The organism is Flavobacterium nitrogenifigens, assembly GCF_003254565.1.
GTDB lineage: Bacteria > Bacteroidota > Bacteroidia > Flavobacteriales > Flavobacteriaceae > Flavobacterium > Flavobacterium nitrogenifigens.
In genome coordinates this window covers 77,871-104,107 of the sequence record NZ_QJRI01000179.1, presented here as the reverse complement: position 1 = coordinate 104,107, position 26,237 = coordinate 77,871, and the positions used below count along the sequence as shown (strand labels likewise).

The following is a 26,237-nucleotide window of genomic DNA, read 5'->3' as shown; positions in this document are numbered from 1 at the left end:
GTATAACGAATTGTGGTTAATTTAAATAAAATCATTAATATCAGCAGTATTTAAACAATTCGTGAATTGCTTCGCCAGTTCGCTATTGCTCGGGTCGTGGCTAATAAAAAAACCTTGGTCAAAATAAGAAAATTCGTTTAAATAAATTTACTTATTTTTGCTGACCACCAAAGCCAAAAAACCTAAATGAAAAATGTTCTCGTAATTTATTACACGCAATCTGGACAGCTGGAATCTATTGCAAAAAATATTGCAAAACCATTTCTAAATTCAGACGAAATAAATCTCACATTTCACGAAATACAATTAGAAAAACCGTTTCCGTTTCCTTGGAACAAAGAATCATTTTTTGATGCGTTTCCAGAATCATTTTTACAGATTCCGACCGCATTAAATCCTGTTCCCGAAGAAATTTTAAACACAAAATTTGATCTAGTTTTATTTCATTATCAGGTTTGGTATTTATCGCCTTCTATTCCGATTAACTCGTTCTTGAAAAGCGAAGATGCCAAGAAAATTTTGAACAACACACCTGTTATCACCATAAGCGGCTCAAGAAATATGTGGATTATGGCTCAGGAAAAAATCAAAGTTCTGCTGAGAAAAACCAATGCCAATTTGGTTGGAAATGTAGCTTTGGTAGACCGCGTTGGAAATTTAATCAGTGTAATTACAATTGTAGAATGGATGTTTTCTGGGGTTAAGAAAAAATATTTAGGTATTTTTCCGCTTCCGGGAGTTTCAGAAAAAGATATAGAAGAATCGAGTCAGTTTGGAGAAATCATGCTGGATTCTTTACAGCAAAATAATTTAGCACAATTACAACCAAAATTGGTCGATGCCGGCGCTGTAAAAATAAGTTCGTATTTGGTGACTGTTGACAAAACGGCCAACAAAATTTTCAACAAATGGTCAAATATCATTTATAAAAATCAAAAAAAACGAAAACAGCTGCTTAAAGTATTTAATGTTTATTTATTCCTTGCGATATGGTTAATCTCACCAATAGTGTATATATTGCACCTTATTACCTATCCGCTTAAGTTAAAATCTATAAAAAAGGAAACTCAATATTATCAGGGAGTTTAGAAGACGAAATTTAAATTATGTTTGAAGTATATATTACAAAAGCTGCAAAATATTTGCCAAACGAAGCCGTTTCAAATGACGAAATGGAAGCCTATTTAGGCCTTATCAATGATACTGCTTCTAAAGCAAGACGCATTATTTTGCGCAACAATAAAATTACAAGCCGATATTACGCAGTTGATAAAGAAGGAAAAAGCACTCACAGTAATGCCGAATTAACCAAAAATGCCATTTTACCATTATTCGACGAAAATTTTACGCCTCAAGATGTAGAAGTGCTTTCATGCGGAACTTCGACTCCAGACATATTTCTACCTTCGCATGCTGCGATGGTTCACGGTCTTTTAAAAAATAAATCGGTAGAATTAAACTCTTCAACAGGAGTTTGCTGTGCCGGAATGAACTCACTTAAATTTGGTTTTCTTTCTATAAAATCTGGAAATTCAAAAAATGCAATCTGCACAGGATCAGAAAAAGTTTCTACTTGGCTGAATGCTCAAAAATACAATCACGAGGCCGATAATTTAAAAAGCCTTGAAGAACAACCAATTATTGCTTTCAAAAAAGATTTCTTACGTTGGATGTTATCTGATGGTGCTGGAGCTTTTCTTTTGGAAAACAAACCAAGAGGACCGATTTCGCTAAAAATCGAATGGATGGAAGCTTTTTCGTATGCATACGAATTAGAAACCTGCATGTATGCTGGAGGTGATAAATTGGAAAACGGAGAAATTAAAGGCTGGAGCGATTATTCACCAGAACAATGGCTAAACGAATCTGTTTTCTCAATAAAACAAGACGTTAAATTATTAGATGAATTTATCCTGTCAAAAGGTGCTCAGAGCATGAAAGACGCCATGGATAAAAACAATATTAAATCGGAAGATATTACGTATTTCATTCCTCACGTTTCTTCTAACTTTTTTGTTGAAGGACTGAAAAAAGGATTAAATGAAAAAGGTATCGGAATGAGCGATGACAAATGGTTCATGAATCTTTCTCGAGTTGGAAATGTTGGCTCTGCTTCTATTTACCTAGCTCTTGAAGAATTATTGAATTCAGGGAATTTGAAAAAAGGAGATAAAATTTTATTATCTGTTCCAGAAAGCGGAAGGTTTTCTTTCGCATATGCGTATTTAACAGTTTGCTAATGGAAACAATGGCACTTCTAGAAAAAGAAATGGTAGAAAATTTATTACCGCAAAAGTTTCCTTTTGTGATGGTAGATGCTATGCATTCTTATTCTGAAACTTCTTTGGTTGCTAGTTTAGAAATTCAAAGTAATAATATTTTTGTTGCTGAAAATACTTTTCTGGAAGCGGGATTAATAGAACATATGGCACAATCTGTGGCATTACATACAGGATATCAATATTTTTTAAGAAACGAAATTGCACCAACTGGCTACATTGGTTCTATTAAAGAAATTGAGATTAAAAAGCTTCCGAACGTAAACGACAACATTCAGTCTGAAGTTACTATTCTGCAGGAATTTGCTGGAATTACTTTAGTAGATATTGTGACGACTTTAAACAATGAAGAAATTGCCAGAGGACAAATGAAAACGGTTTTGGCAAAATAAAAGCAATAATGAAAGCTACTGCTGTTGACATACAAAATTACTTACCGCACCGAGCACCAATGCTTATGGTGGATTTGATTTTGAATATTGATTCAAGTTCAGTAGAAACTGTTTTTCTTGTTGAAGAAGACAATATTTTCGTTCAAAACAATATTTTTATTGAAGCAGGTTTAATCGAAAACACTGCTCAAACTTGTTCAGCAATTGTTGGAAAAAAATACTTTTTTGATGACAACGGACTGGAAAATGAAAACGTTAATGTAATCGGATTTATCAGTGCTTTGAAAAATGTAAAAATTCATGCACTACCCAAAGTCGGTGATAGCATTATAACCAAAGCCGATTTGGTTTCTAAATTCACTGGAGACGATTATACTTTATGTACGATGAGCTGTAAAAGCTTACTTGGAGAGCAGATACTCTTAGAATGCGAAATTAATTTGTTTATTCAGAAAACAGTTTCGGTTGAATAATACAAAGAAAATTATTTTACATCTAGTAATTCGAATCGGAATTCTGATTCTTTTACTTGCTTTGGTTTTCGCATTTTGGTCTTTTACTTACGACCCACATAAATATTGCGACGAAACTGAACATAGGCATGTTGACGGAGGATTGGGATTATTCGTTATGGCATTTCTAATAACACAAATGTTTTATCTAGGATTATTAATAGAAATGATTTATTTATTCGTGAAGAAAAACCGAATTTTAGCTTTCGCAAATCTTGGATTTTTAATAATTAGTTTATGTATAGTTTCAATCTGTATGTTTCTAATAAATTAATTTAGCAAAATGGAAAAAGATAAAGTCCCTCAGGATCAAAGCAACTTAACAAAAAACAACGTAAAAGAGCTTTTGTACGCAACAGATGAAAACGGCAATTATACCACAACATTAAGTACAGGCTGGGAACCTAAAACAATTGCCCTTTCAAATTCTATTGATGAAATAAACGAACGAATTGCCGATGCCAAACAGCAGGTCTTAAATGGCGAAGCAAGTCCGATTGTGTATTTTATGGAGGCCAATAAAATGGATCTTAACATCTTATGCAGCTACGTAGGGTTTTGGAAATGGCGTGTAAAAAGACATTTTAAGCCAAGTGTTTTCGCCAAACTAAACGATAAAATCCTGAAAAAATATGCTGATACTTTTGGAGTATCAATCGAAGAATTAAAAAACAGCATTACCAAATAAATGGAATTAACTTTCACACATCATCAATCTGCTCATTGCGAGAATGGAGTAGCGTCAAATCTGCTAAAAAATAGCGGACTAAACATTAGCGAACCGATGGTTTTTGGGATTGGCTCAGGATTATTTTTTGTATATCTGCCTTTTATAAAAGTAAATCATGCACCAGCAATCAGCTATAGAACTTTGCCTGGACAGATTTTCAATAAAGTAGCCAACCGATTAAATTTAAAAATAAAAAGACAAAAATTTTCTTCTATAGCAAATGCCAATAAAGCATTAGACGAAAATTTAAAAAATAATATCCCAACCGGATTACAAGTTGGCGTATACAATTTAAGTTATTTTCCAGACGAATATCGTTTTCATTTCAACGCGCACAATTTAGTCGTTTACGGAAAAACCGAAACCGAGTATTTAGTGAGCGATCCTGTAATGGAAACCGTTACAACTTTAACATACGAAGACATGAATAAAGTACGTTTTGCTAAAGGAGCTTTTGCGCCTCGCGGACAAATGTACTATCCAATTCAGATTCCAAAAGATGTCGATTTAAAAAGCGCCATCATAAAAGGAATCAAAAATACGTGTCGAGATATGCTCGCGCCAATGCCAATTGTTGGTGTTCGCGGCATTAAAATGGTTTCTCGCCAGATTCGTAAATGGCCTGCAAAACATGGCGTTAGAAAAGCCAATCATTACTTGGCGCAAATGGTTCGCATGCAGGAAGAAATTGGAACTGGAGGAGGCGGTTTCCGTTTTATTTATGCGGCATTTTTACAGGAAGCTTCAGTTATTTTGGCTAATGAAGAATTAAAAACACTTTCTAAAGAAATGACACAAATTGGAGATTCATGGCGTGATTTTGCTGTTGAAGCTTCACGTATTTACAAAAACAGAAGTGCCAAAGAAGACGCCTACAACACTATTGCCGATGAACTTTTGGACATTGCCAATAGAGAAGAAATCTTTTTCAAAAAATTAAAAAAAGCGATCAGCTAAAACACTATTTTGCAATCTATCATTCAAATAGAATCCCTTTCGAAAAAGTACAAAAATGCAGAAATGTATTCTTTGAACAATGTTTCGCTAAATATAAATGAAGGCCAAATTTTTGGTTTGCTTGGCCCAAACGGCGCTGGAAAAACCACTTTGATTTCCATGCTCTGCGGATTGGTAAAACCAACTTCTGGACATTTTACGATTGATGGTTTAGACTATCAGCATCATGCTTCAAAAATTAAAAAAATCATAGGCGTTGTTCCTCAAGAATATGCTTTGTATCCGACTTTGACCGCCAGAGAAAATCTGCTTTATTTTGGAAGTATGTACGGTTTAAAAGGATCTGATTTAAAAGATAAAGTAATCGAAACTCTCGATCTTTTGGGTTTATTGAAATTTGCCGATAAACAAGTTCAGACTTTCTCGGGCGGAATGAAACGCCGTGTAAACCTGATCGCGGGAATTCTCCATAATCCGAAAGTTTTGTTTTTGGATGAACCAACAGTTGGTGTCGATGTGCATTCTAAAACTGCCATTATCGATTATTTGAAAGTGCTGAACCAAAACGGAACGACCATCATTTATACGTCTCATCATTTGGCTGAAGCCGAAGATTTCTGTTCTCAAATTGCGATTTTAGATCAAGGACAGATTTACGCACAAGCTACTCCGTCAGCATTAATTGAATCTACAAAAGATGCTCGAAATCTCGAAGATGTTTTTATTTCATTAACTGGTAAAGCATTGAGAGATGATATATAAAATTTGGATGTCGGTAGTAAAAGAATTCCTTTTGCTAAAAAGAGATTTAGGCGGATTGATTATTTTATTTATCATGCCTTTGGTTTTGGTAATTGCCGTAACCTTAATTCAAGACAGCACTTTTAAAGCCGTAACCGATTCTAAACTTCAGATTCTTTTGGTCGATAAAGACCACGGATCTGTTTCTAAAACCGTTTTTGAAAATTTAGAAAAAAGCAAATATTTTACCGTTGTAACCCAACTTGACCATAAACCGATTACCGAAGAAATTGCCAAAGAAAATGTGTACAAAGGAAAATTTCAATTGGCGATTGTAATTCCAGAAAACCTAAGTTCAGATTTGCAGGAAAAAGTAAATCAGAATGTAGAGAAAATTGTGAGCAATTTAGGATTGACCGACAGTACAACGGCGGCCGAACCTCAGCGCGTTATTAAAGAAAAAGAAGTAAAACTGTATTTTGATCCAGCGGTTCAGATGAGTTTCAAAAATGCGGTTATGAGTTCGATTGATAAAATGATTTCACAGATTGAAACCAAATCAATTTACAGCACTTTTCAAAAACAATTAGGCGAAGAAACAATCGATTTTGAGCAAAAGAATTTTATCACTTTCAAAGAAATAATTCCGAGAATCAACAACAAAGAAGTTCGTCCAAATTCCGTTCAGCATAATGTTCCCGCTTGGACACTTTTTGCAATCTTTTTTATTGTCATTCCATTATCTATCAATATTGTAAAAGAAAAATCACAAGGAACTTTTGTCCGATTAAGAACCAATCCTGTTTCTAATTTAGTGGTGATTATTGGGAAAACCATCACCTACTCGATCATTTGCATGATTCAGTTTTACATGATGGTTGCCGTGGCGGTATTCTTATTTCCATCCATCGGATTGCCTTCATTAAATATTGAAGGTCATTTCTTGCTGACAAGCATTGTAGCATTATTTTCAGGTTTTGCAGCCATCGGGTTCGGAATTTTATTAGGAACTGTGGCAAGTACGCAAGAACAATCGGCTCCTTTTGGCGCTACAAGTGTTATCATTTTAGCGGCAATTGGCGGTGTTTGGGTTCCTGTTTTTGCCATGCCGAAAATCATGCAATATATCGCAAAATCATCTCCAATGAACTGGGGATTAGAGGCTTTTTACGATGTATTGCTTAGAAACGTTTCTTTCGTCGAAATCATACCAAGAATAAGTTTATTATTTTTGTTTTTCATTATTACCACTTCCATCGCATTATTTTATGATAAAAAGAAAAGAGCAGTTTAAAGAGGCTACAGATCTAACCGTTACACATGAAATTAGGATTCGTTTTAACGAAACAGATCCGCTTGGAATTGTTTGGCACGGCAATTATATCACGTATTTCGAAGATGGGCGCGAAGCGTTTGGACGTCAGCACGGACTTACGTATCTGGATATTGCCAAAACGGGTTATACCACGCCAATTGTAAAATCGACTTGCGAACATAAACTGTCTTTGCGTTATGGAGATGTGGTAACAATTGAAACCACGGTTGTAGATACTCCTGCAGCTAAAATGATTTACCGTTTTAAAATTATTGATGACAAAGGAGAAGTGGCCTGCACCGGAGAAACTACTCAGGTTTTTTTAGATGCAGCAGGAAATTTAATGCTGACAAATCCGCCTTTTTATGAAGAATGGAAACGAAAAGTGGGATTATTGAAATAAAGTTTTAGCCACGAATTCACGAATTAGAAAAAATTAAAATCGGAATCTGCTTAATCTGCCAAATCTGCGAGCAAAAATTTCACGAAATTAAAATCATAAAATGTTAAGAGAAATATACATTACAGAAACAAATTGCATCACGCCTTTAGGTTTTGATGTTGAATCTAATATCAGCGCCATTCTTCGTGGCGATTCTGGAATTCAGCTTCATAGCGATGTTTCTTTGATGCCGAATCCGTTTTATGCTTCGATTATTTCTAATGAAAAAATAAATAATGCTTTTGCAAAAATAAGTACTGAAACCAAATATTCCCGTTTAGAGAAAATGATGATCTTGGCTTTAGAGCCAATTATCAAAAATTCAAACGTAGAATTAAACTCAAAAACGGCTTTTATACTTTCTACCACAAAAGGAAATGTAACCGCTTTAAAAGACAATTCTGAAGAAAGTTTCAACAGCGCACATTTAGATGTTTTAGCACAAAACGTTGCCGATTTCTTTAAGTTTCAAACACAGCCTATCGTAGTTTCAAATGCCTGCGTTTCAGGAATTTTAGCCGTTTCTGTTGCTAAAAGAATGATTCAATCTGAACTTTACGACAACATTTTTGTGGTGGCTGGCGACGAAGTTTCAGAATTTGTTTTATCTGGTTTTAATGCTTTCCAAGCGATGAGTGAACTGCCTTGCAAACCCTATTCTAAAAACAGAACTGGAATAAGTTTAGGAGAAGCGACAGCAGCAATTTTAATTTCGGCGAAAGCCAAAAACGCCAAAATAAAAGTTATTGGAGACAGTTCGATAAACGATGCCAATCATATTTCGGGGCCATCAAGAACTGGTGAAGGTTTGTTTAGAAGTATTCAAAATGCTTTGAAAGAAGCGCAAATTGAAGCGAACCAATTAGATTATATTTCAGCCCACGGAACTGCAACTCCTTACAACGACGAAATGGAAGCGATTGCTCTAACTCGTTTAGATTTACAAAATGTTCCTGTTAATAGTTTAAAAGGATTTTACGGTCATACACTTGGCGCTTCGGGACTATTGGAAACGGTAATTGCAATAGAATCTGCCAACCAAAATAAACTTTTTGAATCGAAAGGTTTTGATGAAATTGGGGTTAGTGAAGTTGTTAATGTTATTGAGAAAAATGAAGAAAAGAATATTGAATATTTCCTGAAAACAGCTTCTGGTTTTGGAGGCTGTAATACGGCTGTGGTTTTTGAAAAGGTAAAACACGAATTGCACTAATTTTCACGAATTAAAATCGGCATTAAACAAATGAAACTATCAAAATTTATATTTATAACTCTTGTTCTTTTCTCCTCTTTTGGATGTAAAAAGAAAGAAGTATCTGAATCTGATTTTGAAAAAGATGTTTTAAACAGCGTATTTCTTGAAATTGTAGATTCTATTTATATGGATCGAAGAATTATGTATCCGCCACCAATGCCAAAGATCGATTTCAAAACGAATAAAAAAGATACTATTGGCTATCATGATAAATTAAAAAGATATCAAATTGAACAAGATTCTATTAAAAATGACAAAAACAAAATTTTAATTGGTGTTCACGATTTTATAATAAGTAATAGAGTCAATGATGAAAAATTTGATTTGACACCATTCAAAAAAAACAAAAAATTTGATTTTCAACATACCTCTAAATTTCCTGAGGAAATATATTGGGACATAAACGATAAAAAAAGCAAAATGCCAGTTGGCACTATTAAAATTCATAAAATTCATTTCAATAAAACTAAAACATCAGGAATTTTAGAAGCAAGTGCTTCATGTGGAGGTGGAAAATGTGGCAGAGGATTTGAAATTACAATTGAAAACAAATCTGGAAAATGGCATATTTCAAAAATTATTGACACTTGGATTTCGTAATAGAATTTTCATAATAAACAATGACTCAAAACAAAACCTACATAAAATCCTACATCACCATTCAAAACAACGAAATTGTTTTGAATGGAAATTCTGTATTCAAAATTGAACCAACCGATTTTGCTGATTTCTCGAAACAAGCATATCGTAATTTTGAAATGCAATATCCAAAGTTTTTCAAAATGGATGCTTTGAGCAAACTGGCTTTTTTAGGATCAGAATTGCTTTTGAGTCCAATAACCTCAACAGAGCAGGAAAATAATATTGCTTTGGTTTTGGCCAATAAATCGTCGAGTTTGGATACCGATGTAAAATATCAGGAATCTATTTCCGACAAAGAAAACTATTATCCGAGTCCGGCGGTCTTTGTTTATACGCTGCCAAATATTTGTTTGGGCGAAATAAGTATCCGTCATCAGCTGAAAAGTGAAAATTCTTTCTTTATATTTGATGCCTTTAACACCGAATTTATGTCGAATTATTCGAATATTCTTCTGAATACGAATAAAGCAGATGTAGTTTTATGCGGTTGGGTAGAATATTTTAACGACAATTATAAAGCTTTTTTATGTACAATTAGTACAGAGGAAAATGCAAAATATACAAACGAGACTATCAATACATTATACAATAAATAATCATGGAAGCATTAAAAGAAGAATTAAAAAATAAAATCATAACGACTTTAAACCTTGAAGATATTGCAGTAGAAGATATTGCTGATAATGATCCTTTGTTTGGAGACGGTTTAGGTTTAGACTCGATTGATGCACTTGAATTGATCGTGATTTTAGATAAAGATTACGGAATTAAATTAGTAGATCCGAAAGAAGGAAAATCTATTTTTCAGTCTATCGAAACTATGGCAGCATATATCAGCGCAAATAGAACGAAATAATCGAAATAAATTTTGTCAAAGATTGCTAAAACTTAGCGACTCTGCGACTTTGCGAGATTAAATTTATAAGCTTTGTTTCTTAGCTGAGAAATATGCTCGCAATCCCGATAGCTATCGGGAGCGAAGACGCAAAGTTAATCTACAATCATAAATCTAAAATCTAAAATGGCAAGAGGTGTTGCAATAACGGGAATGGGAATTATCTCTGCGATTGGTAATTCGGTTGAGGAAAACTACCTTTCTTTGATTGAAAACAAAATCGGTATTTCTCGTATTCAAAATATTTCGACTGTTCATGCAGATGTTATCAAAGTTGGTGAAATCAAAAAAACCAACGAAGATCTTGTTAATGAACTGAAATTAAATGAGGATAATAATTTCTCTAGAACCGCTATGATTGGCACTTTGGCAGCAAAACAAGCTGTTGAAAATGCTGGCATTACCAATATAAATGAATTTAGAACGGGACTTATTTCGGCTACAAGCGTGGGCGGAATGGACATGACGGAAAGACATTATTACGATTATTTCGAAAAACCAGAATTGACCAAATACATCACTTGCCACGATGGCGGCGATGTTGCCGAAAAAATTGCTGAAGAATTAGGGTTAAAAGGAATGGTTACGACTATTTCTACGGCTTGTTCGTCTGCAGCCAATTCGATTATGTTAGGCGCTAGATTAATCAAAACGGGAAAATTAGATCGCGTAATTGTGGGCGGAGCCGATGCTTTGGCAAAATTCACCATCAACGGATTTAAGACTTTGATGATTTTATCTGACGATTACAACAAACCTTTTGACAATACCAGAAAAGGATTAAATCTTGGAGAGGCTGCCGCATTTTTAGTTTTAGAATCGGATGAAATTGTAGCAAAACAAAACAAAAAAGTATTGGCAAGAGTTTCGGGTTACGGAAATGCCAACGACGCTTATCACCAAACTGCTTCTTCAGAAAACGGAGAAGGCGCGTATTTGGCCATGAAAAAAGCGTTTGATGTTTCGGGTTTAAAACCTTCTGAAATTGATTACATCAATGTTCATGGAACTGCAACGCCAAACAACGATTTGTCTGAGGGAAGAGCTTTACTTCGCATCTATGAAAACGAAAAAGTTCCAGATTTCAGTTCTACAAAACCTTTTACAGGACATACATTAGCGGCTGCAGCTGCGATTGAAGCCGTCTACAGTGTTTTGGCAATTCAGAATAATGTGGTTTATCCAAATTTGAATTTTGAAGTTCCGATGGAAGAATTTGATTTGAAACCGCAGACATCTTTAAAAAATAAAACTATCGAGCACGTTTTATCCAACTCTTTTGGTTTTGGTGGAAACTGTTCAACTCTTATATTTTCAAAAAGCTAATGACGAAGACATATATAAATGGAGTAGGCTGTATTTCGACTCAAAAAACATTTGATACTGTTTTTTTGGAAGAAGCTGTTGTAAATCATGAAGAAAATGTACTGGCAATTGTTCCGCCAGTATACAAAGAATATATTTCGCCTGCTGCTAGCCGAAGAATGGCAAAAGGTGTAAAAAACGGAATCGTAGCTTCGGCTCTGGCTATGAAAGATGCCAATATTGAAAAAGTTGATGCCATTATCACGGGAACTGGTTTAGGCTGTATTGAAGATTCTGAAAAATTCCTGAAAAGCATTTTAGACAATAACGAAGAGTTTTTGACTCCGACTTCTTTCATTCAGTCTACTCACAATACCGTTGGAGCACAAATTGCACTTTTACAGCAATGCAAAGGTTATAATTTCACCTATGTTAATGGTGCGGTTTCTTTTGAATCGGCTCTTATTGATGCTAAAATGCAGATTGAAGAAGGCGAAGCCAATTCGATTTTAGTTGGCGGTGTTGATGAAAACGGCGAATATACCACTTCGCTTTTTAAACTAAACGGTCGCATTAAGGCAGATAATACTGCTCCGTACGATGTTTTGACTTCTAATACAAACGGAGCTGTTTACGGTGAAGGTGCTAGCTTTTTTGTTTTAGAAAACGAAAGAAAAGAAAACACTTATGCAGAACTTCTAGATGTTTCAATTGTAAACACTTTGGAAGAAAATGAAATTGAAGCGGCAATTCGATCATTTTTAAAATCTAATAGTTTAGAAATTTCAGCTATTGATGCTCTTGTTTTAGGTTTTGACGGAAATGCCGATTTTGAAAATTATTATAGAAATCTTGCTAAAAATGCATTTGCCGAAACTCCTGTTTTATATTACAAACATTTGAGTGGCGAATATGACACAGCTTCTGCTTTTGCTTTTTGGATGGCTGCTAAAATTTTGAAAACTCAGGAAATTCCTGAAATCGTAAAAGTAAATTCGGTTGCAAAACCAGCTTACAAAACCATTTTATTATACAATCAATTAAGCGGAAAAAACCATAGTTTTACGTTGCTGTCAAAATGATAACGCATAAAAACATATCGCTGTTTTTTATCTTTTTATTGCTTTTATTGTTTCTTCTGAAAATAAGTCTAGCAATTAATGAATTATGGTTTCTTATAATTGCTTTACTATGGATTGGAATAAATGCTTTTGGTTCTTCCAGAATTTCATCCAATTATCATGTAAAAGCTTTTTGCAGCAATCCGTTAGAAACAGAAAAAAAAATCGCGCTTACTTTTGACGACGGCCCAAGCATTTATACTTTAGAAGTTTTGGAACTTTTAAAAAAATACAATGCCAAAGCGACCTTTTTCTGTATTGGAAAAAATATCGAAACACATCCAGAAATTCTCCAAAAAGTGATTGATGAAGGTCATTTAGTTGGAAATCATTCTTACTCTCATTCTAAGTTTTTTGATTTTTATAATTCTGATAAAATAAGAGAGGAGCTTCAAAAAACAGATGCGTTACTGGAAAAATTCACTTCAAAAAAAATCAACTTCTTTCGTCCGCCTTATGGAGTTACGACACCTTCGATTAGAAGGGCTTTAAAAGTAACTGGACATAAAACAATTGGCTGGAATATTCGTTCTCTTGATGGAGGAACTACAGATGTCGAATTAATTTTGAATCGAATTAAAAAACGTGTTTCTCCGGGCGGAATTGTACTTTTGCACGACACGGGCGAGCATTCTGTTTTGGTCTTGGAACAGTTTTTGCAATTTTTACAGCAAAACAATTATAAGGTTGTTTCGATTGAAGAACTTTTGAATCTTAATGCTTATGAAATTGGACGCGGATGAAACGGATTTTATTAAATAAAATTCGTGAAAATTGGTGTAATTCGTGGCAAAACATTAAGCACAATTTTAAAATATGAAAACTAAATTATCTATACTTATTCTTTTTATTTCAGTCGGTTTGTTCGCACAGGAACAAAAAATGACCGATGCCGAAATTGCTTCTTTTAAACAAGATGTAAATGTTGTAGCCAAAAAAATCAAAACCTTAAGTACCGATTTTGTTCAGTACAAGCATTTAGACTTTTTATCGAAAGATATTGAGACTTCAGGCAAAATGATTTTTAAAGAACCTGCTTTGCTTCAGTGGCAATATAAAAAACCATATAATTACAGCATTACTTTCAAAAACGGAAAAATCCTGATTAACGATGAAGGAAAGAAAAGTGCTGTTGATATTGGAAACAGTAAGATCTTTGCCCGAATCAATAAATTGATTGTGGGTAGCGTAAGCGGAAATATGTTTGATGATAAAGAATTTACCATTTCATATTTTAAATTGAAAGGTCTGAATCTGGCTAAATTTGTTCCGAAAGATGCGACGCTTAAAAAATACATCAAACAAATTGAACTGACTTTTGACAAAGAAGAAGCAACAGTTGTTCAGGTAAAATTGTTAGAATCATCTGAAGATTATACCCGAATTGTACTTAAAAATAAAGTGATCAATGCAAAAATTGACGATTCAGTTTTTACTAATTAATTGCTTCCTGGCAATTGTTTTAATTTCTTGTGGCTCGGTCACAAAACATTATACGCCTAAAAAATTAGATAAAACGTCTTATACCGTTCCGTATTTCACAGATTCAAAAACCGATTATGTTTACAAAACCAATATCAGTGTTTACGGAAATGAATTGTCTGGAATTTTCATTGCCAAGAAAATAAACGACACTACGCACCGAATAGTTTTTACAACGGAATTCGGAAATAAATTAATGGATTTTGAAATCTCAGAAACCGATTTTAAAGTCAATTCTATTGTGTCTGAATTAGATCGAAAAATTTTGATCAATACTTTAAAAGAAGATTTTCGATTGCTTTTAAAGAAAGAATATTTGATTCAGGAGCAATTCGAAAACTCTTCAAATGACATTTATAAATCGGCAGATGGCAAGCGCGACAATTATATTTTCATCTCCAAAAAAGATCAGAAATTAGAAAAGATCGTTCACGCTTCCAAAACAAAAGAAAAATTTACACTGCTTTTCAGCTCAGAAAACAATATTTTTGCTGAAAAGATTCAGATAATTCATCAGAATATTAAATTGAAAATTGAGCTGAATTATTTCAAATCAGAATAAAAGCTTAATCTAACCCTAAACTTTAAATCAATTAGAAATGAAAAAATTTGTTGTACTTGCATTTGTTTTATTAATCGGAATCCAAGCAGAAGCGCAGGTAAAAGTTAGTCCTGGACTTAGAGGAGGTTTGAATATATCAACATTGACCAATATTGATGATAACAGTTCTAAAACGGATTTTTATCTTGGTGGATTGGTAAATATTAAATTCAATAAATTTTTCTCTGTTCAGCCAGAAATAAATTATTCAAGACAAGGTGATGAAGGAAGATATTTTGAAAACGGTCGTTATTATACCGAAAAGTATGAGTTGAATTATGTAACACTGGGAGCGGTTGCAAAATTTAATTTTGGTGGCGGAGGTTTTCATCTATTGGCAGGTCCTTCTTTAGATTTAAAAGTTAGTGATAATTATGTAAATACGAATCCCGAAGATTTTGATCTTTCATTTGTTGGAGGTCTTGGTTATACTTTACCAAATGGTTTAACTTTTGAAGCTCGACTTAAACAAGGATTAATTGATATTTATGGCTATGATGGAATTGACGATGGTTATTATTATGATCAAGTAATTTTAAACCAAGTTTTCCAACTTGGCATTAGCTATACATTCAAAACAAAATAAAAAAGCATGAGCAAAAAAGTAGTATTATTAATTGCTGTCTTTTTTACAGTATTCAACATACAAGCCCAAGTAACCGTTAAGCCAGGTTTAAGAGCTGGATTTAGTTTTTCGACGATTTCTGAAATGCATGCCGATTATAAAACTGATTTTTATGCCGGTGGTTTTACAGAAATTAAAATTACAAAAGTTTACGCCCTTCAGCCAGAGATTAATTACAGCAGACAAGGTTCTAATAATGTAGCGCGAAATTATTTTGATGAAAATACACAGACAAATAAAGTAGAACATTTAGATCTTGATATAAATTATCTGTCTCTTTCTGTAATAAATAAGTTTACTCTGCCACAAGGAATTCAGTTTCAAGCTGGACCAACATTAGATATATTATTGAATGATAATCTTGCTGTTAGAAAAGCGCAAAATGATCTTGGTTTCGTTTTAGGAGTTGCCTATGCCCTACCTTATGGTTTGACATTTGAAGCACGATTTAAAAAAGGTCTGCTTGATGTTTTAAGCAGCGATTATTATCAAAACGACTCCAATAATTATTATTTATTTGGAGACTATAACACAAATATTAATTTTCAGTTAGGGGTTTCCTATTCATTTGGAAAATAAAAATATGATTTTACAAGATTTTTATAAAATACTATCAGAAGAAAAAATATCTGATTCAAAATATACTATTACAATTTTAGTCAACGAAAAACATGAGGTTTTTAAAGGGCATTTCCCTGGAAATCCTATTATGCCTGGTGTTTGTATGATTCAGATTATCAAAGAACTGACTGAATCTATTACCAAAAGTTCGCTGATGATTCAGTCTTTGGCAAATGTGAAATTTATGGCATTAATCAACCCTGAGGTTACTCCAAAATTGCGATTGGAACTTGACATTACGACTACTGAAGACGGTTTGGTAAAAGTGAAAAACACGACTTACTTTAACGACACAACTGCTCTTAAATTGAGCAATGTGTACAAAAAAATATAATTATGAAACTGTTACTGACATTACTTTTATGGGTAAGTTTTGCTGGAACGCCAGATTTGGCTTCGATCCGGAAAATGTATTCTGACGTAGCAAAATCAGAAAACAATGCCAAAGAGTTTGTAGCCAAACTTTCTGGAGTTTCAAGTAATGATGATAAAATTTTAGTAGCATATAAAGCGGCTTCTATTTTATTGGATTCTAAATTTGAAAAGAAATTGAGCCAGAAAATGGATCGTTTTAAAGAAGGCGCAAAATTGCTCGAGGCAACCATAAAAAGTGATCCAAGTAATATAGAAATGCGAATGATCCGATTGAGTGTTCAGGAAGATGTTCCTAGTATTACAGGCTACAAGAAAAACATTAAAGACGATAAGAAATTCATAACGGCGTATTATGCTTCGCAAGGCGCGGCTTTGAAAGATTATCTTAAAGACTTTGTTTTACAATCTAAAAGTTTCTCTGAAAAAGAGAAGCAATTCGTGAAGTAAGCTCAAAAAACACCTCATGAAATCACAGCAAGAATTACTTAGTTCGACCAACTTTTGCGTTATTGTACCTACGTACAATAATCAAAAAACGCTGAAAAAAGTATTGGATTCTATTTTAGATTTCACCACAAATGTTATTATTGTCAATGACGGTTCGACTGATTCTACGAGCGAAATTCTAAAATCATATTCGCAGCTGACTCAAATTCATCATCCTAAAAATTTAGGAAAAGGAAGAGCGCTGAGAAACGGATTTAGAAAAGCATTGGAATTGGATTTTGAATATGCCATTACAATCGATTCTGATGGTCAGCATTTTGCTGCAGATATTCCTGTTTTTTTAGAAGCAATTCAAGATGAGCCGAACGCTCTTTTGATTGGAAGCCGAAATATGACTCAGGAAAATGTTCCGAAGAAAAGTAGTTTTGGCAACAAGTTTTCTAATTTCTGGTTCAAGTTTGAAACCGGAATTAAACTAGACGACACACAATCTGGATTTAGATTGTATCCGCTTCGTTTGCTTCCAAAACGTTTTTATACCAATAAATTTGAATTTGAAATTGAAGTTATCGTGCGTGCCGCTTGGAAAGGAATTGTGGTAAAAAATATTCCGATTCAGGTTTTATACGATCCTGCTGAAAGGGTTTCGCATTTTCGACCGTTTCAAGATTTTACCCGAATCAGTATTTTAAATACGGTTTTGGTGACCAATGCTTTGCTGTATATAAAGCCAAGAGATTTTTTTAGAAGAGCAAAAAAAAAAGGTTTTAAAAAATTCTTTCTAGAAGATATTTTAGAAAGCAACGATTCTAATTTTAAAAAATCGGCTGCAATTGCTCTAGGTATTTTTATCGGACTTTCGCCTTTTTGGGGATTTCAAACCATATTGCTTTTTACTTTTGCTGCCTTGTTCAGACTCAACAAAGTCATTGCTTATCTTACTTCAAACGTAAGTTTTCCGCCTTTTATTCCGTTTATTGTTTACGCTTCGCTACAAGTTGGGAGTATTTTTGTGACCAGCGACACGCCACTGGTTTTAGACAGTTCAATTACCCTCGACGATATTCAAAAAAATGCTACACAATATATCGTAGGAAGTCTTATTTTAGCAACCGTTTCAGCGCTATCAGTTGGTCTTATAAGTTATTTGCTTTTAACGGCTTTTACCAAGAAACGCATCGAATAAAAATCTATTTATTTTCGCCACGAATTTCACCAATTAACACAAATTAATTCGTGGAAATTTGTGAAATTCGTGGCAAAAAACTTTATAAAACAATCATGCATCAATACTTCTACGCCATTCATTTATTTGTAAACCGAAGAAAATCTCTTTCGGTTGTATTGGCTGTTTTGATGCTTCTAGTTTTTGGATTTTTTGCTTCAAGATTGAAGTTTGAAGAAGATATCACCAAACTTATTCCAACAAATGATAAAACAGATGTTACTGCCAAAGTCTTAAAACAGTTAAACTTTGCCGATAAAACCACCGTTATTTTCAGTTTGGATAAAAATGGTTCTGCCGATGATTTGAAAGAAATGGCAACTGTTTTTTCAGACAGCGTTTCTAAATCTTGCAAACCATACATAACAGGAATTCAAGGGAAAATTGACGAAGAAAACATTCAAGAAACTATTGATTTTGTTTACAATAATCTGCCGCTTTTTCTAGATGATAAAGATTATGTCGCTATAGAAAAGAAATTGCAGAAAGACAGTATTGCAGCAACCGTTCAAGGAAATTACAAATCAATCATCTCTCCTTCAGGATTTATAACCAAAGATTTTATTCTACAAGATCCGTTTGGGATTTCTTTTATTGCTCTAAAAAAATTACAGCAGTTAAATATTGGAGACGATTTTACTCTAGAAAATGGTTTTGTAATGACGAAGGATAAAAAGAAATTACTGCTTTTTATCACTTCGAATATTCCGTCAAGCGAAACCGAAAAGAATACCATTTTTGCTGAAAAACTAAAATCAATTCAAGAAAATCTCAATACACAATTTAAAGGAAAAACTTCTATCAGTTATTTTGGTTCTGCTTTAATCGCCGTTGCCAATGCCAATCAGATTAAAGGAGATATTATTTTGACAACATCAATCGCGATGTTCACTTTAATGCTGATTCTGATTTTATTTTATCGAAAAGTCTTAATTCCGCTTATTATTTTTCTGCCGACCGTTTTTGGCGGTCTGTCTGCGGTTGCCTTTTTATACTTTGTGAGAGAACAGATTTCGGCAATTTCATTAGGAATTGGTTCTATTTTATTAGGAATTACAATTGATTATTCTATTCATATTCTCACGCATTACAAACATAATAGCGATGTAAAAACATTGTACAAAGACATTACAATGCCAGTTATTATGAGCAGTTCTACAACTGCCGTTGCTTTTTTATGTCTGCTTTTTGTGAAATCTGATGCTTTAAATGACCTCGGAATTTTTGCTGCTGTTATCGTTATGGCAACTGGAGTTTTCTCTCTTTTGATTGTTCCACATTTGTACAAACCAACAGAAAACCCAGCTGAGCACAAGAAAAATGTGATCGATAAAATGGCTCATTTTTCTTTTCACAATAATAAAATCTTAATCGGACTTTGCGTTATCATTACTATTATTTGCTGTTTTACTTATAATGATGTTGGTTTCAATAACGATTTATCGCAACTAAATTTTATTCCGAAAGAAATTAAAGCTGCCGAAAAACAATTGGAAGAAAGCACGAGTTTAACTTCCAAAACGATTTATGTCGCTTCTTACGGAAAAACCATGGAAGAAGCTTTACAGCATAACAGTAAACTTTTTGATGATTTATCTACAGAAAAACAGCAGAACAAAATTCTAAACTTTAGTTCAGTTGGCGGAATTGTTCTTTCGCAACAAGCTCAAATTGAAAAAATTAAAAAATGGAATTCGTTTTGGACTTCTCAGAAAAAAGAATTCATAAAATCAGAATTAATTGCCGAAGGTTCTAAGCTTGGCTTTAAACCCACAACATACAATCTGTTTTTTGATCATTTAGATTTTGACTTTAAGCCTGTTTCGTCAAATGAGTTTTTAAAAATCAAAGCGCTTCAATTACAAGAATTCATCACAGAGAAAAATGGTTTTTACACCGTTTCAACTTTAGTAAAAGTATCACCAGAACAAAGAGATACTTTTGTAAAATCGGCTTCGGCAAAAGAAAACATAATTGCCATTGACCGTCAGCAGATGAACGAAACGTTTTTTAGCACTTTAAAAACCGATTTTAATTCTCTCGTAAACTATTCTTTTGTAGCCGTAATTCTAATTCTGTTTTTCTTTTTCCGAAGAATCGAATTGGTAATTATAAGCTGTATTCCGATTGCCTTGACTGGAATTGTAACGGCTGGAATTATGGGCATTTTTGGCATTCAGATGAACATTTTCAGTATGATTGTCTGCACCTTGATTTTTGGTCACGGAGTCGATTTTAGTATTTTCATGACCAGTGCCTTGCAAAAAGAATACACCAATGGTGTTAACGAAATTGCCATTTACAGAACGTCAATTATTCTGGCGGTTATCACAACTATCTTAGGAATTGGCGCAATGATTTTTGCCAAACATCCTGCGCTTACTTCCATTTCGCTGGTTTCATTAATTGGAGTTTTTGCCGCGCTGATTATTACGTTTATCTTCTATCCGATTTTATTTAAGCTGTTTTTATCGAATCGTCCCAAAAAAGGAAATCCGCCTTTTCAATTACGAACATTTATTCATGGTGTAATTTCATTTGCTTATTATGGTTTGGGCGGCATCGTAATGTCGATTTTCAGTTTTACCATTATGCCGATTTTGCCTTTCAGCAAAAAATCAAAAATGAAAGCTTTCCGATATGTGATTTCAAAATTCATGAAATCGGTATTGTATTCAAATCCTTTTATTCGCAAAAAAGTCATTAATAATTTCAATGAAACTTTCGAGAAACCAGCCATAATTATTGCCAATCATTCTTCATTTCTAGATATTCTTTCAATCGGAATGTTAAGCCCGAAAATCATTTTCTTGGTAAGCGACTGGGTTTACAACTCTCCTATTTTTGGCGGTGTTGTAAGAAAAGCAGGTTTTTATCCTGTTTCTGAAGGTCTTGAAGGTGGTGTTGAACATTTACGCAAAAAAGTAGAACAAGGTTATTCTTTAATGGTTTTTCCAGAAGGAACACGATCAGAAAGTAATGTTATAAAAAGATTCCACAAAGGTGCTTTTTTCCTTGCCGAAGAATTTAAAATTGACATTATTCCTGTGGTAATTCATGGAGCTTCAGAATTGATTCCGAAAGGCGATTTTGTAATTCATCACGGAAAATTGACGGTTACTATTTTAGAAAGAATTGCTCCTGATGATCTTTCGTTTGGAACTAATTATGCCGAAAAAACCAAACAAATCAGTTCGTTCTTTAAAGCAGAATATCGCAAAATTAGACAAGAACTTGAAGGACCAGATTATTTCAAAACAATGCTAATTAACAGTTACGATTATAAAGAAATCGAAGTTGGAAATAGCGTGAAAAAGGATTTGAAACAGAATCTGGAAATCTATTATAATTTAAACAAACACATTCCGCCGAAAGCAAAAATCCTTCATTTAGGAAATGATTACGGACAACTGGATGTTTTGCTTACTCTACAAGAACCACAGCGAAAAATTGCTTCTTTTATAAATGATGAAGAAAAACTGCTGGTTGCCAAAACGAATTATATCGTTACAAAAAGAAAAATATTTTATCTCGAGAATCTAGAGTCAGCGACTAAAAATCATTACGATATACTTTTAATTTCTGACGAAAGTTATCACGATGAAATCGAAAAAACAATTCCGAATGTTGCTTCTATAATTTTAGTGAATTGTTCCCGTTTAAGAAATCAATTTGAAGATTTTGAAATTGTTTCTGAAGAAAATGCTTTACTTGTTTTAAAGAAAAAAGGATGAAAAAACAGTACGATGTAGTTGTAATTGGCTCCGGTTTAGGCGGATTGGTTTCTGCTGTTATTCTGGCAAAAGAAGGCTACAGCGTTTGTGTACTCGAAAAAAACAATCAATATGGCGGAAATCTACAGACTTTCGTAAGAGACAAAACCATTTTTGATACAGGAATTCATTATATCGGAGGCTTAGGCGAAGGCCAAAATCTTCACCAGTATTTCAAATATATCGGAATAATGGATCATTTGAATCTAAAGAAAATGGACGAAAATGGTTTTGATATTATTTCTTTTGATGATGATAAAACCGAATATCCGCATGCGCAAGGTTTCGAAAATTTCATTCAGCAACTGACAAAATGCTTTCCTGAGGAAAAAGAAAATCTCAAACAATACTGCCAGAAAATAAAAACGGTCTGCAAAACATTCCCGCTTTACAATCTAGAATCTGAAGGAAAATATGATGATGAAATTTTAGCGCTTAACGCGAAAGAAACCATCGATTCTTTTACTGAAAATGAAAAACTAAAAGCAGTTCTGGCGGGATCCAATTTTCTATATGCTGGAATTCCGGATAAATCGCCTTTTTACGTTCATGCGCTTGTCGTAAATTCGTATATCGAAAGTTCATGGCGTTGCGTAAATGGCGGAAGTCAGATTACCAAACAATTGCTGAAACAGCTTAAAAAATATGGTGGAGAGTTTTTCAAACACAAAGAAGTCACAAAAATCGAAGTCGAAAACCAAAAGGTACATTCGGTACAAATAAAAGACGGAACCGAAGTTTCTGGAACGTATTTTATTTCGAACATCGAACCAAAAACGACTTTGAAAATGGCGGGTCAGGAAAATTTCAGAAAACCATTTTTCAATAGAATTCAAAATCTGGAAAGTGTACTTTCTGCTTTCAGCTTGTATATCGTCTTTAAGCCTAAAACTTTTAAATACATCAATCACAATTATTATCATTTTAAAAATGCTGATGATGTTTGGACCGCTTATGAATATGATGAAAATTCATGGCCAAAAACTTTTATGGCTTCTATGAGTCCCTCAAAAAAAGATGAAGAATGGGCAGACGGAATGACGTTTTTGACTTATATGAAATATGATGATGTTAAAGCTTGGGAAAATACTTTCAACACCACTTTTGAAGAAAATGACCGTGGAGAAAGTTATGAGGATTTCAAAGCGAAAAAAGCAACAAAATTCTTAGCAGAAATCGAAAAAAAATTCCCTGGAATAAAAGAATGTATTAAATCGGTTCATAGTTCTACTCCGCTTTCATATCGCGATTACATTGGTGGAGACGGCGGAAATATGTACGGATATGTTAAAGATTCAAATAATCCGATGAAAACTATGATTCCTACTAAAACTAAGGTAGAAAATCTTTATCTTACAGGCCAAAGTATCAACATGCACGGTGTCTTGGGAGTTACGGTTGGAGCGGTTATAACCTGTTCTGAAATTGTAGGAAAAGAATATCTGCTCGAAAAAATTAAAAAAGCATCTGAATAGTCTCATTATGAAAAACCGAATTCTTTATATTTTCCTCATCGGTTTTTTAAGTTTGATGGTTTCTTGCGGTACTTCAAAATCAAAAAAACACACGCCAGACCTTACAGGTTTAAATAATGCAAAACCTGCAGTTACCAAATTATCTGATAGTATTTTTATTTCTGGAAAAAATTCGCTTTTAAAAAATAAACAAGGCCTTTGGGAATTGTATGTTGAAGGCGATCCTCTCGAAATAGGTCTTTCGACTGGTGCTTTGACCGATTCACTTTTACACCAACAGCAACGCATTTTTTTCTCAAAAATTACCGATTTAATTCCGTCAAAATTCCAGCAGAAAATGCTTCGTCAGTTTCTGAAATGGTACAATCGAAAATTGTATCTAAATGTTCCCGACGAGTATCAAACCGAAATTTATGGCGTTTCGCAATATACTTCGAACGACTTTGATAATATCGCGCCGCAATATCAGCGTGGTCTATATCTACATGCTGCACATGATATTGGACACGCTTTACAGGATTTAGCTTTGGTTGGCTGTTCTTCTTTTGCGGCTTGGAATGAAAAGTCAGAAGATGGGAATTTAATTCTAGCTCGAAATTTTGATTTTTATGTAAATGATGCTTTCGCGGAAAATAAAATCGTAGCCTTTATCAAACCAAAAGAAGGATATCCGTTTATGATGCTAACTTGGCCCGGAATGATCGGAGCCGTTTCTGGAATGAATTATGAAGGATTGACTGTAACGATAAATGCATCAAAATCTAAAATTCCGCTTAGCGCGAAAACTCCAATTTCGATTTTGACTCGCGAAATTTTACAGCACGCCAAAAATTTAGAAGAAGCTGTTGCCATTGCAAAAAAAAGAAAAGTCTTTGTTTCTGAATCGATTATGGTTGGAAGTGCAAATGATAATAAAGCCATTTTAATTGAAGTTTCGCCAAATAAAATGGATGTTTATGATGTTTCAAACAGTAATCAATTAATTTGCTCCAATCATTTTCAAGGTGAAGCATTTGCAACCGATAAAAGAAATCTAGAACAAATTGCCAACAGCCATTCAGAATACCGTTACGAAAGAATGCAAGAATTGCTATCTGAAAATCCAAAAGTAAATCCTGAAATTGCTTCGGAAATTCTTCGAAACAAAGAAGGTTTAAAAGATATTTCTCTAGGATATGGAAACGAGAAAGCGCTCAATCAATTGCTGGCGCATCATGGAATTATCTTTAAACCAAAAGAAAAATTAGTTTGGGTTTCGGCAAATCCGTTTCAATTGGGTGAATTTGTCTGTTATGATTTAAATGCCATTTTTGGTAAAAATCACAATGCAACAAAATCTTTTCAAAAAGAAAATCTGAATATTGCCAAAGATCCCTTCTTAGAAACTGCCACTTTTCAGAATTTTAAAAATTTCAAAATTGAAGATCATAAGATAGATTCTATTTTAAAAAAGAAAGAAACTGTTTCTTCAGAATTTCTTCAACATTATCAAGCGCTAAACCCTGATTATTGGGTTGTGTATTATAAGACAGGATTGTACTTTTACCAAAAAAAAGAATTTCTTCAGGCAAAGCTTAATTTTGAAAAAGCTTTAACTCACGAAATCACTACAGTTCCTCAAAAAGAAGAGATTGAAAAATATTTAAAAAAAGTCAAAAGAAAATTACAATGATTCCAGCAATAGAGAAAGATTCTTTAGAAGAGATTAAAATTTTTCAAGAAAAAAAATTAGCCGAGCTTTTAGCTTATATCAGTGAGAATTCTCCTTTTTATAAAAGACTTTTTGCAGGACAGAATATTGATATTTCTAAAGTAAAAACGCTGGAAGATTTACAACATTTACCTGTTACAACCAAAGAAGATTTACAGCAATATAACGATGATTTTTTATGTGTTCCGCAACATAAAATTATTGATTATGCTTCTACTTCAGGGACTTTAGGCGATCCTGTAACTTTTGGTTTAACCGATTCTGACTTAGATCGTTTAGCTTATAATGAAGCGATTTCATTTGCTTGCGCAGGAATTGCAGAAGGAGACGTTGTACAATTGATGACCACAATCGATAGAAAATTTATGGCAGGTCTTGCCTATTTTCTTGGTCTTCGAAAATTGAAAGTTGGTGTAATTCGTGTTGGTGCAGGAATTCCAGAAATGCAATGGGATTCTATTTTAAAATACAATCCGAGTTATTTAATTACGGTTCCTTCTTTCCTTTTGAAATTAATTGAATATGCCGAAATACACGGAATCGATTACAATAATTCGAGTATAAAAGGTGCCATTTGTATTGGAGAATCTTTGAGAGAACAGGATTTCTCCATGAATATTCTATCGAAAAAAATTACGGATAAATGGAATATTAAGTTGTTTTCGACTTATGCTTCTACCGAAATGAGCACCGCATTTACAGAATGTGAACACGGAAAAGGTGGACATCATCATCCAGAATTGATCATTGTAGAAGTTTTAGACGAAAATAATCAGCCTGTAAAAAATGGTGAAACTGGAGAACTTACTTTTACCACTTTAGGAATTGAGGCGATGCCTTTGCTTCGTTTCAAAACTGGAGATATGGTTCAGTTTCACGACGAGCCTTGCGCTTGCGGAAGAAACACCCTGCGTGTTGGCCCAGTTGTTGGCCGTAAAAAACAAATGATCAAATATAAAGGCACAACGCTTTATCCGCCAGCGATGAACGATGTTTTGAGCAGTTTTGATAATATCGAAAATCATTTGATCGAAATTTCTACAAACGATTTAGGGACAGATGAAATCTTGATTAAAATTGCCGTAAAAAATCAAACTCCAGAATTTTTACAAGAAATAAAAGATCACTTTAGAGCCAAATTAAGAGTGACTCCAAAAATAGAATTTGCTTCAAAAGAAGTTTTGAATCCGTTGGTTTTTAATCCAATGAGCCGAAAACCAATTCGATTTTTTGATTATAGATCTTAGTATTAGGTACAAAGTGGCAAAGGTACAAAGGCACAAAGGTTTCTGTAATTGCCTGATAAAAAGCCTTTG

27 protein-coding genes are annotated in these 26,237 nt (G+C 33.7%); all 27 read left to right on the top strand.

Annotation, left to right across the window (positions count from 1 at the left end; all coding sequences use genetic code 11):
• Positions 1-186: 186 nt before the first annotated feature.
• The 27 genes from DM397_RS17680 to DM397_RS17545 all read left to right on the top strand — a co-directional run bounded on the left by DM397_RS17680 (position 187) and on the right by DM397_RS17545 (position 26,168).
• Positions 187-1,089 (top strand): NADPH-dependent FMN reductase family protein, encoded by a 903-nt coding sequence (locus tag DM397_RS17680; protein WP_111378807.1) that lies wholly within the window; start codon positions 187-189, stop codon positions 1,087-1,089.
• A gap of 17 nt (positions 1,090-1,106) precedes the next feature.
• Positions 1,107-2,240, top strand: a complete 1,134-nt coding sequence (locus DM397_RS17675) for a beta-ketoacyl-ACP synthase III (protein ID WP_111378806.1) — start codon at positions 1,107-1,109, stop codon at positions 2,238-2,240.
• A complete protein-coding gene (locus DM397_RS17670) occupies positions 2,240-2,671 on the top strand; it encodes a hypothetical protein (protein ID WP_111378805.1) in 432 nt (143 codons plus the stop codon). The genes DM397_RS17675 and DM397_RS17670 overlap by 1 nt, the downstream gene beginning before the upstream one ends.
• Before the next feature lie 8 nt (positions 2,672-2,679).
• Positions 2,680-3,144, top strand: a complete 465-nt coding sequence (locus DM397_RS17665; RefSeq protein WP_111378804.1) for an ABC transporter permease — start codon at positions 2,680-2,682, stop codon at positions 3,142-3,144.
• 322 nt (positions 3,145-3,466) lie between these two features.
• Positions 3,467-3,871, top strand: a complete 405-nt coding sequence (locus DM397_RS17655) for a hypothetical protein (RefSeq protein WP_111378802.1) — start codon at positions 3,467-3,469, stop codon at positions 3,869-3,871.
• Positions 3,872-4,870, top strand: coding sequence for a BtrH N-terminal domain-containing protein (locus tag DM397_RS17650; RefSeq protein ID WP_111378801.1), 999 nt, complete (start codon positions 3,872-3,874; stop codon positions 4,868-4,870). It begins immediately after the preceding gene.
• Positions 4,871-4,933: 63 nt separating this feature from the next.
• Positions 4,934-5,632, top strand: a complete 699-nt coding sequence (locus DM397_RS17645; protein ID WP_008465897.1) for an ABC transporter ATP-binding protein — start codon at positions 4,934-4,936, stop codon at positions 5,630-5,632.
• On the top strand, positions 5,622-6,905 hold the full coding sequence (locus DM397_RS17640; RefSeq protein ID WP_162615498.1) for an ABC transporter permease: 1,284 nt from the start codon (positions 5,622-5,624) through the stop codon (positions 6,903-6,905). The genes DM397_RS17645 and DM397_RS17640 overlap by 11 nt, the downstream gene beginning before the upstream one ends.
• Positions 6,880-7,329: an acyl-CoA thioesterase gene (locus DM397_RS17635; RefSeq protein ID WP_111378800.1), complete on the top strand. Its 450-nt coding sequence runs from the start codon at positions 6,880-6,882 to the stop codon at positions 7,327-7,329. The genes DM397_RS17640 and DM397_RS17635 overlap by 26 nt, the downstream gene beginning before the upstream one ends.
• A 100-nt stretch (positions 7,330-7,429) precedes the next feature.
• Positions 7,430-8,581 (top strand): beta-ketoacyl-[acyl-carrier-protein] synthase family protein, encoded by a 1,152-nt coding sequence (locus DM397_RS17630; RefSeq protein ID WP_111378799.1) that lies wholly within the window; start codon positions 7,430-7,432, stop codon positions 8,579-8,581.
• A 30-nt stretch (positions 8,582-8,611) separates the two neighbouring features.
• The gene (locus tag DM397_RS17625) at positions 8,612-9,223 is read left to right on the top strand and encodes a hypothetical protein (RefSeq protein ID WP_111378798.1); all 612 of its coding nucleotides are present in this window, start codon (positions 8,612-8,614) and stop codon (positions 9,221-9,223) included.
• 20 nt (positions 9,224-9,243) lie between these two features.
• Positions 9,244-9,861, top strand: a complete 618-nt coding sequence (locus DM397_RS17620) for a beta-ketoacyl-[acyl-carrier-protein] synthase family protein (protein ID WP_111378797.1) — start codon at positions 9,244-9,246, stop codon at positions 9,859-9,861.
• Between the two features lie 2 nt (positions 9,862-9,863).
• Positions 9,864-10,121 (top strand): phosphopantetheine-binding protein, encoded by a 258-nt coding sequence (locus DM397_RS17615; protein WP_111378796.1) that lies wholly within the window; start codon positions 9,864-9,866, stop codon positions 10,119-10,121.
• A 165-nt stretch (positions 10,122-10,286) separates the two neighbouring features.
• The gene (locus DM397_RS17610; RefSeq protein ID WP_111378795.1) at positions 10,287-11,486 is read left to right on the top strand and encodes a beta-ketoacyl-[acyl-carrier-protein] synthase family protein; all 1,200 of its coding nucleotides are present in this window, start codon (positions 10,287-10,289) and stop codon (positions 11,484-11,486) included.
• A complete protein-coding gene (locus DM397_RS17605) occupies positions 11,486-12,547 on the top strand; it encodes a beta-ketoacyl synthase N-terminal-like domain-containing protein (RefSeq protein WP_111378794.1) in 1,062 nt (353 codons plus the stop codon). Before DM397_RS17610 ends, DM397_RS17605 begins: the two co-directional genes overlap by 1 nt.
• On the top strand, positions 12,544-13,329 hold the full coding sequence (locus DM397_RS17600) for a polysaccharide deacetylase family protein (RefSeq protein ID WP_111378793.1): 786 nt from the start codon (positions 12,544-12,546) through the stop codon (positions 13,327-13,329). The genes DM397_RS17605 and DM397_RS17600 overlap by 4 nt, the downstream gene beginning before the upstream one ends.
• Before the next feature lie 73 nt (positions 13,330-13,402).
• Complete coding sequence (locus DM397_RS17595) at positions 13,403-14,029, top strand: outer membrane lipoprotein carrier protein LolA (protein ID WP_111378792.1); 627 nt, start codon at positions 13,403-13,405, stop codon at positions 14,027-14,029.
• A complete protein-coding gene (locus tag DM397_RS17590; RefSeq protein WP_111378791.1) occupies positions 13,995-14,630 on the top strand; it encodes a hypothetical protein in 636 nt (211 codons plus the stop codon). Before DM397_RS17595 ends, DM397_RS17590 begins: the two co-directional genes overlap by 35 nt.
• Before the next feature lie 37 nt (positions 14,631-14,667).
• Entirely contained in the window at positions 14,668-15,255 is a 588-nt protein-coding gene (locus tag DM397_RS17585) for a porin family protein (RefSeq protein WP_111378790.1), read from the top strand.
• 6 nt (positions 15,256-15,261) lie between these two features.
• Positions 15,262-15,873 carry an outer membrane beta-barrel protein gene (locus DM397_RS17580; RefSeq protein WP_111378789.1) on the top strand — a complete coding sequence of 204 codons (612 nt, stop codon included), beginning with the start codon at positions 15,262-15,264 and terminating at the stop codon, positions 15,871-15,873.
• A 4-nt stretch (positions 15,874-15,877) separates the two neighbouring features.
• Positions 15,878-16,249: a hotdog family protein gene (locus DM397_RS17575; RefSeq protein WP_111378966.1), complete on the top strand. Its 372-nt coding sequence runs from the start codon at positions 15,878-15,880 to the stop codon at positions 16,247-16,249.
• 2 nt (positions 16,250-16,251) lie between these two features.
• Positions 16,252-16,737 carry a hypothetical protein gene (locus tag DM397_RS17570; RefSeq protein ID WP_111378788.1) on the top strand — a complete coding sequence of 162 codons (486 nt, stop codon included), beginning with the start codon at positions 16,252-16,254 and terminating at the stop codon, positions 16,735-16,737.
• Between the two features lie 16 nt (positions 16,738-16,753).
• A complete protein-coding gene (locus DM397_RS17565) occupies positions 16,754-17,923 on the top strand; it encodes a DUF2062 domain-containing protein (protein ID WP_111378787.1) in 1,170 nt (389 codons plus the stop codon).
• A gap of 95 nt (positions 17,924-18,018) precedes the next feature.
• Complete coding sequence (locus DM397_RS17560) at positions 18,019-21,696, top strand: 1-acyl-sn-glycerol-3-phosphate acyltransferase (RefSeq protein ID WP_111378965.1); 3,678 nt, start codon at positions 18,019-18,021, stop codon at positions 21,694-21,696.
• Positions 21,693-23,210: a phytoene desaturase family protein gene (locus tag DM397_RS17555; protein WP_111378786.1), complete on the top strand. Its 1,518-nt coding sequence runs from the start codon at positions 21,693-21,695 to the stop codon at positions 23,208-23,210. Before DM397_RS17560 ends, DM397_RS17555 begins: the two co-directional genes overlap by 4 nt.
• A gap of 7 nt (positions 23,211-23,217) precedes the next feature.
• Positions 23,218-24,882 (top strand): C45 family autoproteolytic acyltransferase/hydolase, encoded by a 1,665-nt coding sequence (locus tag DM397_RS17550; RefSeq protein WP_111378785.1) that lies wholly within the window; start codon positions 23,218-23,220, stop codon positions 24,880-24,882.
• Positions 24,879-26,168, top strand: coding sequence for a phenylacetate--CoA ligase family protein (locus DM397_RS17545; protein ID WP_111378784.1), 1,290 nt, complete (start codon positions 24,879-24,881; stop codon positions 26,166-26,168). Before DM397_RS17550 ends, DM397_RS17545 begins: the two co-directional genes overlap by 4 nt.
• The last annotated feature ends 69 nt before the right edge of the window (positions 26,169-26,237 follow it).

Coding starts and splice junctions, on each gene's coding strand:
- DM397_RS17680 (WP_111378807.1), top strand. CDS start 187: ATGAAAAATGTTCTCGTAATTTATTACACGCAATCTGGACAGCTGGAA.
- DM397_RS17675 (WP_111378806.1), top strand. CDS start 1,107: ATGTTTGAAGTATATATTACAAAAGCTGCAAAATATTTGCCAAACGAA.
- DM397_RS17670 (WP_111378805.1), top strand. CDS start 2,240: ATGGAAACAATGGCACTTCTAGAAAAAGAAATGGTAGAAAATTTATTA.
- DM397_RS17665 (WP_111378804.1), top strand. CDS start 2,680: ATGAAAGCTACTGCTGTTGACATACAAAATTACTTACCGCACCGAGCA.
- DM397_RS17655 (WP_111378802.1), top strand. CDS start 3,467: ATGGAAAAAGATAAAGTCCCTCAGGATCAAAGCAACTTAACAAAAAAC.
- DM397_RS17650 (WP_111378801.1), top strand. CDS start 3,872: ATGGAATTAACTTTCACACATCATCAATCTGCTCATTGCGAGAATGGA.
- DM397_RS17645 (WP_008465897.1), top strand. CDS start 4,934: ATGTATTCTTTGAACAATGTTTCGCTAAATATAAATGAAGGCCAAATT.
- DM397_RS17640 (WP_162615498.1), top strand. CDS start 5,622: ATGATATATAAAATTTGGATGTCGGTAGTAAAAGAATTCCTTTTGCTA.
- DM397_RS17635 (WP_111378800.1), top strand. CDS start 6,880: ATGATAAAAAGAAAAGAGCAGTTTAAAGAGGCTACAGATCTAACCGTT.
- DM397_RS17630 (WP_111378799.1), top strand. CDS start 7,430: ATGTTAAGAGAAATATACATTACAGAAACAAATTGCATCACGCCTTTA.
- DM397_RS17625 (WP_111378798.1), top strand. CDS start 8,612: ATGAAACTATCAAAATTTATATTTATAACTCTTGTTCTTTTCTCCTCT.
- DM397_RS17620 (WP_111378797.1), top strand. CDS start 9,244: ATGACTCAAAACAAAACCTACATAAAATCCTACATCACCATTCAAAAC.
- DM397_RS17615 (WP_111378796.1), top strand. CDS start 9,864: ATGGAAGCATTAAAAGAAGAATTAAAAAATAAAATCATAACGACTTTA.
- DM397_RS17610 (WP_111378795.1), top strand. CDS start 10,287: ATGGCAAGAGGTGTTGCAATAACGGGAATGGGAATTATCTCTGCGATT.
- DM397_RS17605 (WP_111378794.1), top strand. CDS start 11,486: ATGACGAAGACATATATAAATGGAGTAGGCTGTATTTCGACTCAAAAA.
- DM397_RS17600 (WP_111378793.1), top strand. CDS start 12,544: ATGATAACGCATAAAAACATATCGCTGTTTTTTATCTTTTTATTGCTT.
- DM397_RS17595 (WP_111378792.1), top strand. CDS start 13,403: ATGAAAACTAAATTATCTATACTTATTCTTTTTATTTCAGTCGGTTTG.
- DM397_RS17590 (WP_111378791.1), top strand. CDS start 13,995: ATGCAAAAATTGACGATTCAGTTTTTACTAATTAATTGCTTCCTGGCA.
- DM397_RS17585 (WP_111378790.1), top strand. CDS start 14,668: ATGAAAAAATTTGTTGTACTTGCATTTGTTTTATTAATCGGAATCCAA.
- DM397_RS17580 (WP_111378789.1), top strand. CDS start 15,262: ATGAGCAAAAAAGTAGTATTATTAATTGCTGTCTTTTTTACAGTATTC.
- DM397_RS17575 (WP_111378966.1), top strand. CDS start 15,878: ATGATTTTACAAGATTTTTATAAAATACTATCAGAAGAAAAAATATCT.
- DM397_RS17570 (WP_111378788.1), top strand. CDS start 16,252: ATGAAACTGTTACTGACATTACTTTTATGGGTAAGTTTTGCTGGAACG.
- DM397_RS17565 (WP_111378787.1), top strand. CDS start 16,754: ATGAAATCACAGCAAGAATTACTTAGTTCGACCAACTTTTGCGTTATT.
- DM397_RS17560 (WP_111378965.1), top strand. CDS start 18,019: ATGCATCAATACTTCTACGCCATTCATTTATTTGTAAACCGAAGAAAA.
- DM397_RS17555 (WP_111378786.1), top strand. CDS start 21,693: ATGAAAAAACAGTACGATGTAGTTGTAATTGGCTCCGGTTTAGGCGGA.
- DM397_RS17550 (WP_111378785.1), top strand. CDS start 23,218: ATGAAAAACCGAATTCTTTATATTTTCCTCATCGGTTTTTTAAGTTTG.
- DM397_RS17545 (WP_111378784.1), top strand. CDS start 24,879: ATGATTCCAGCAATAGAGAAAGATTCTTTAGAAGAGATTAAAATTTTT.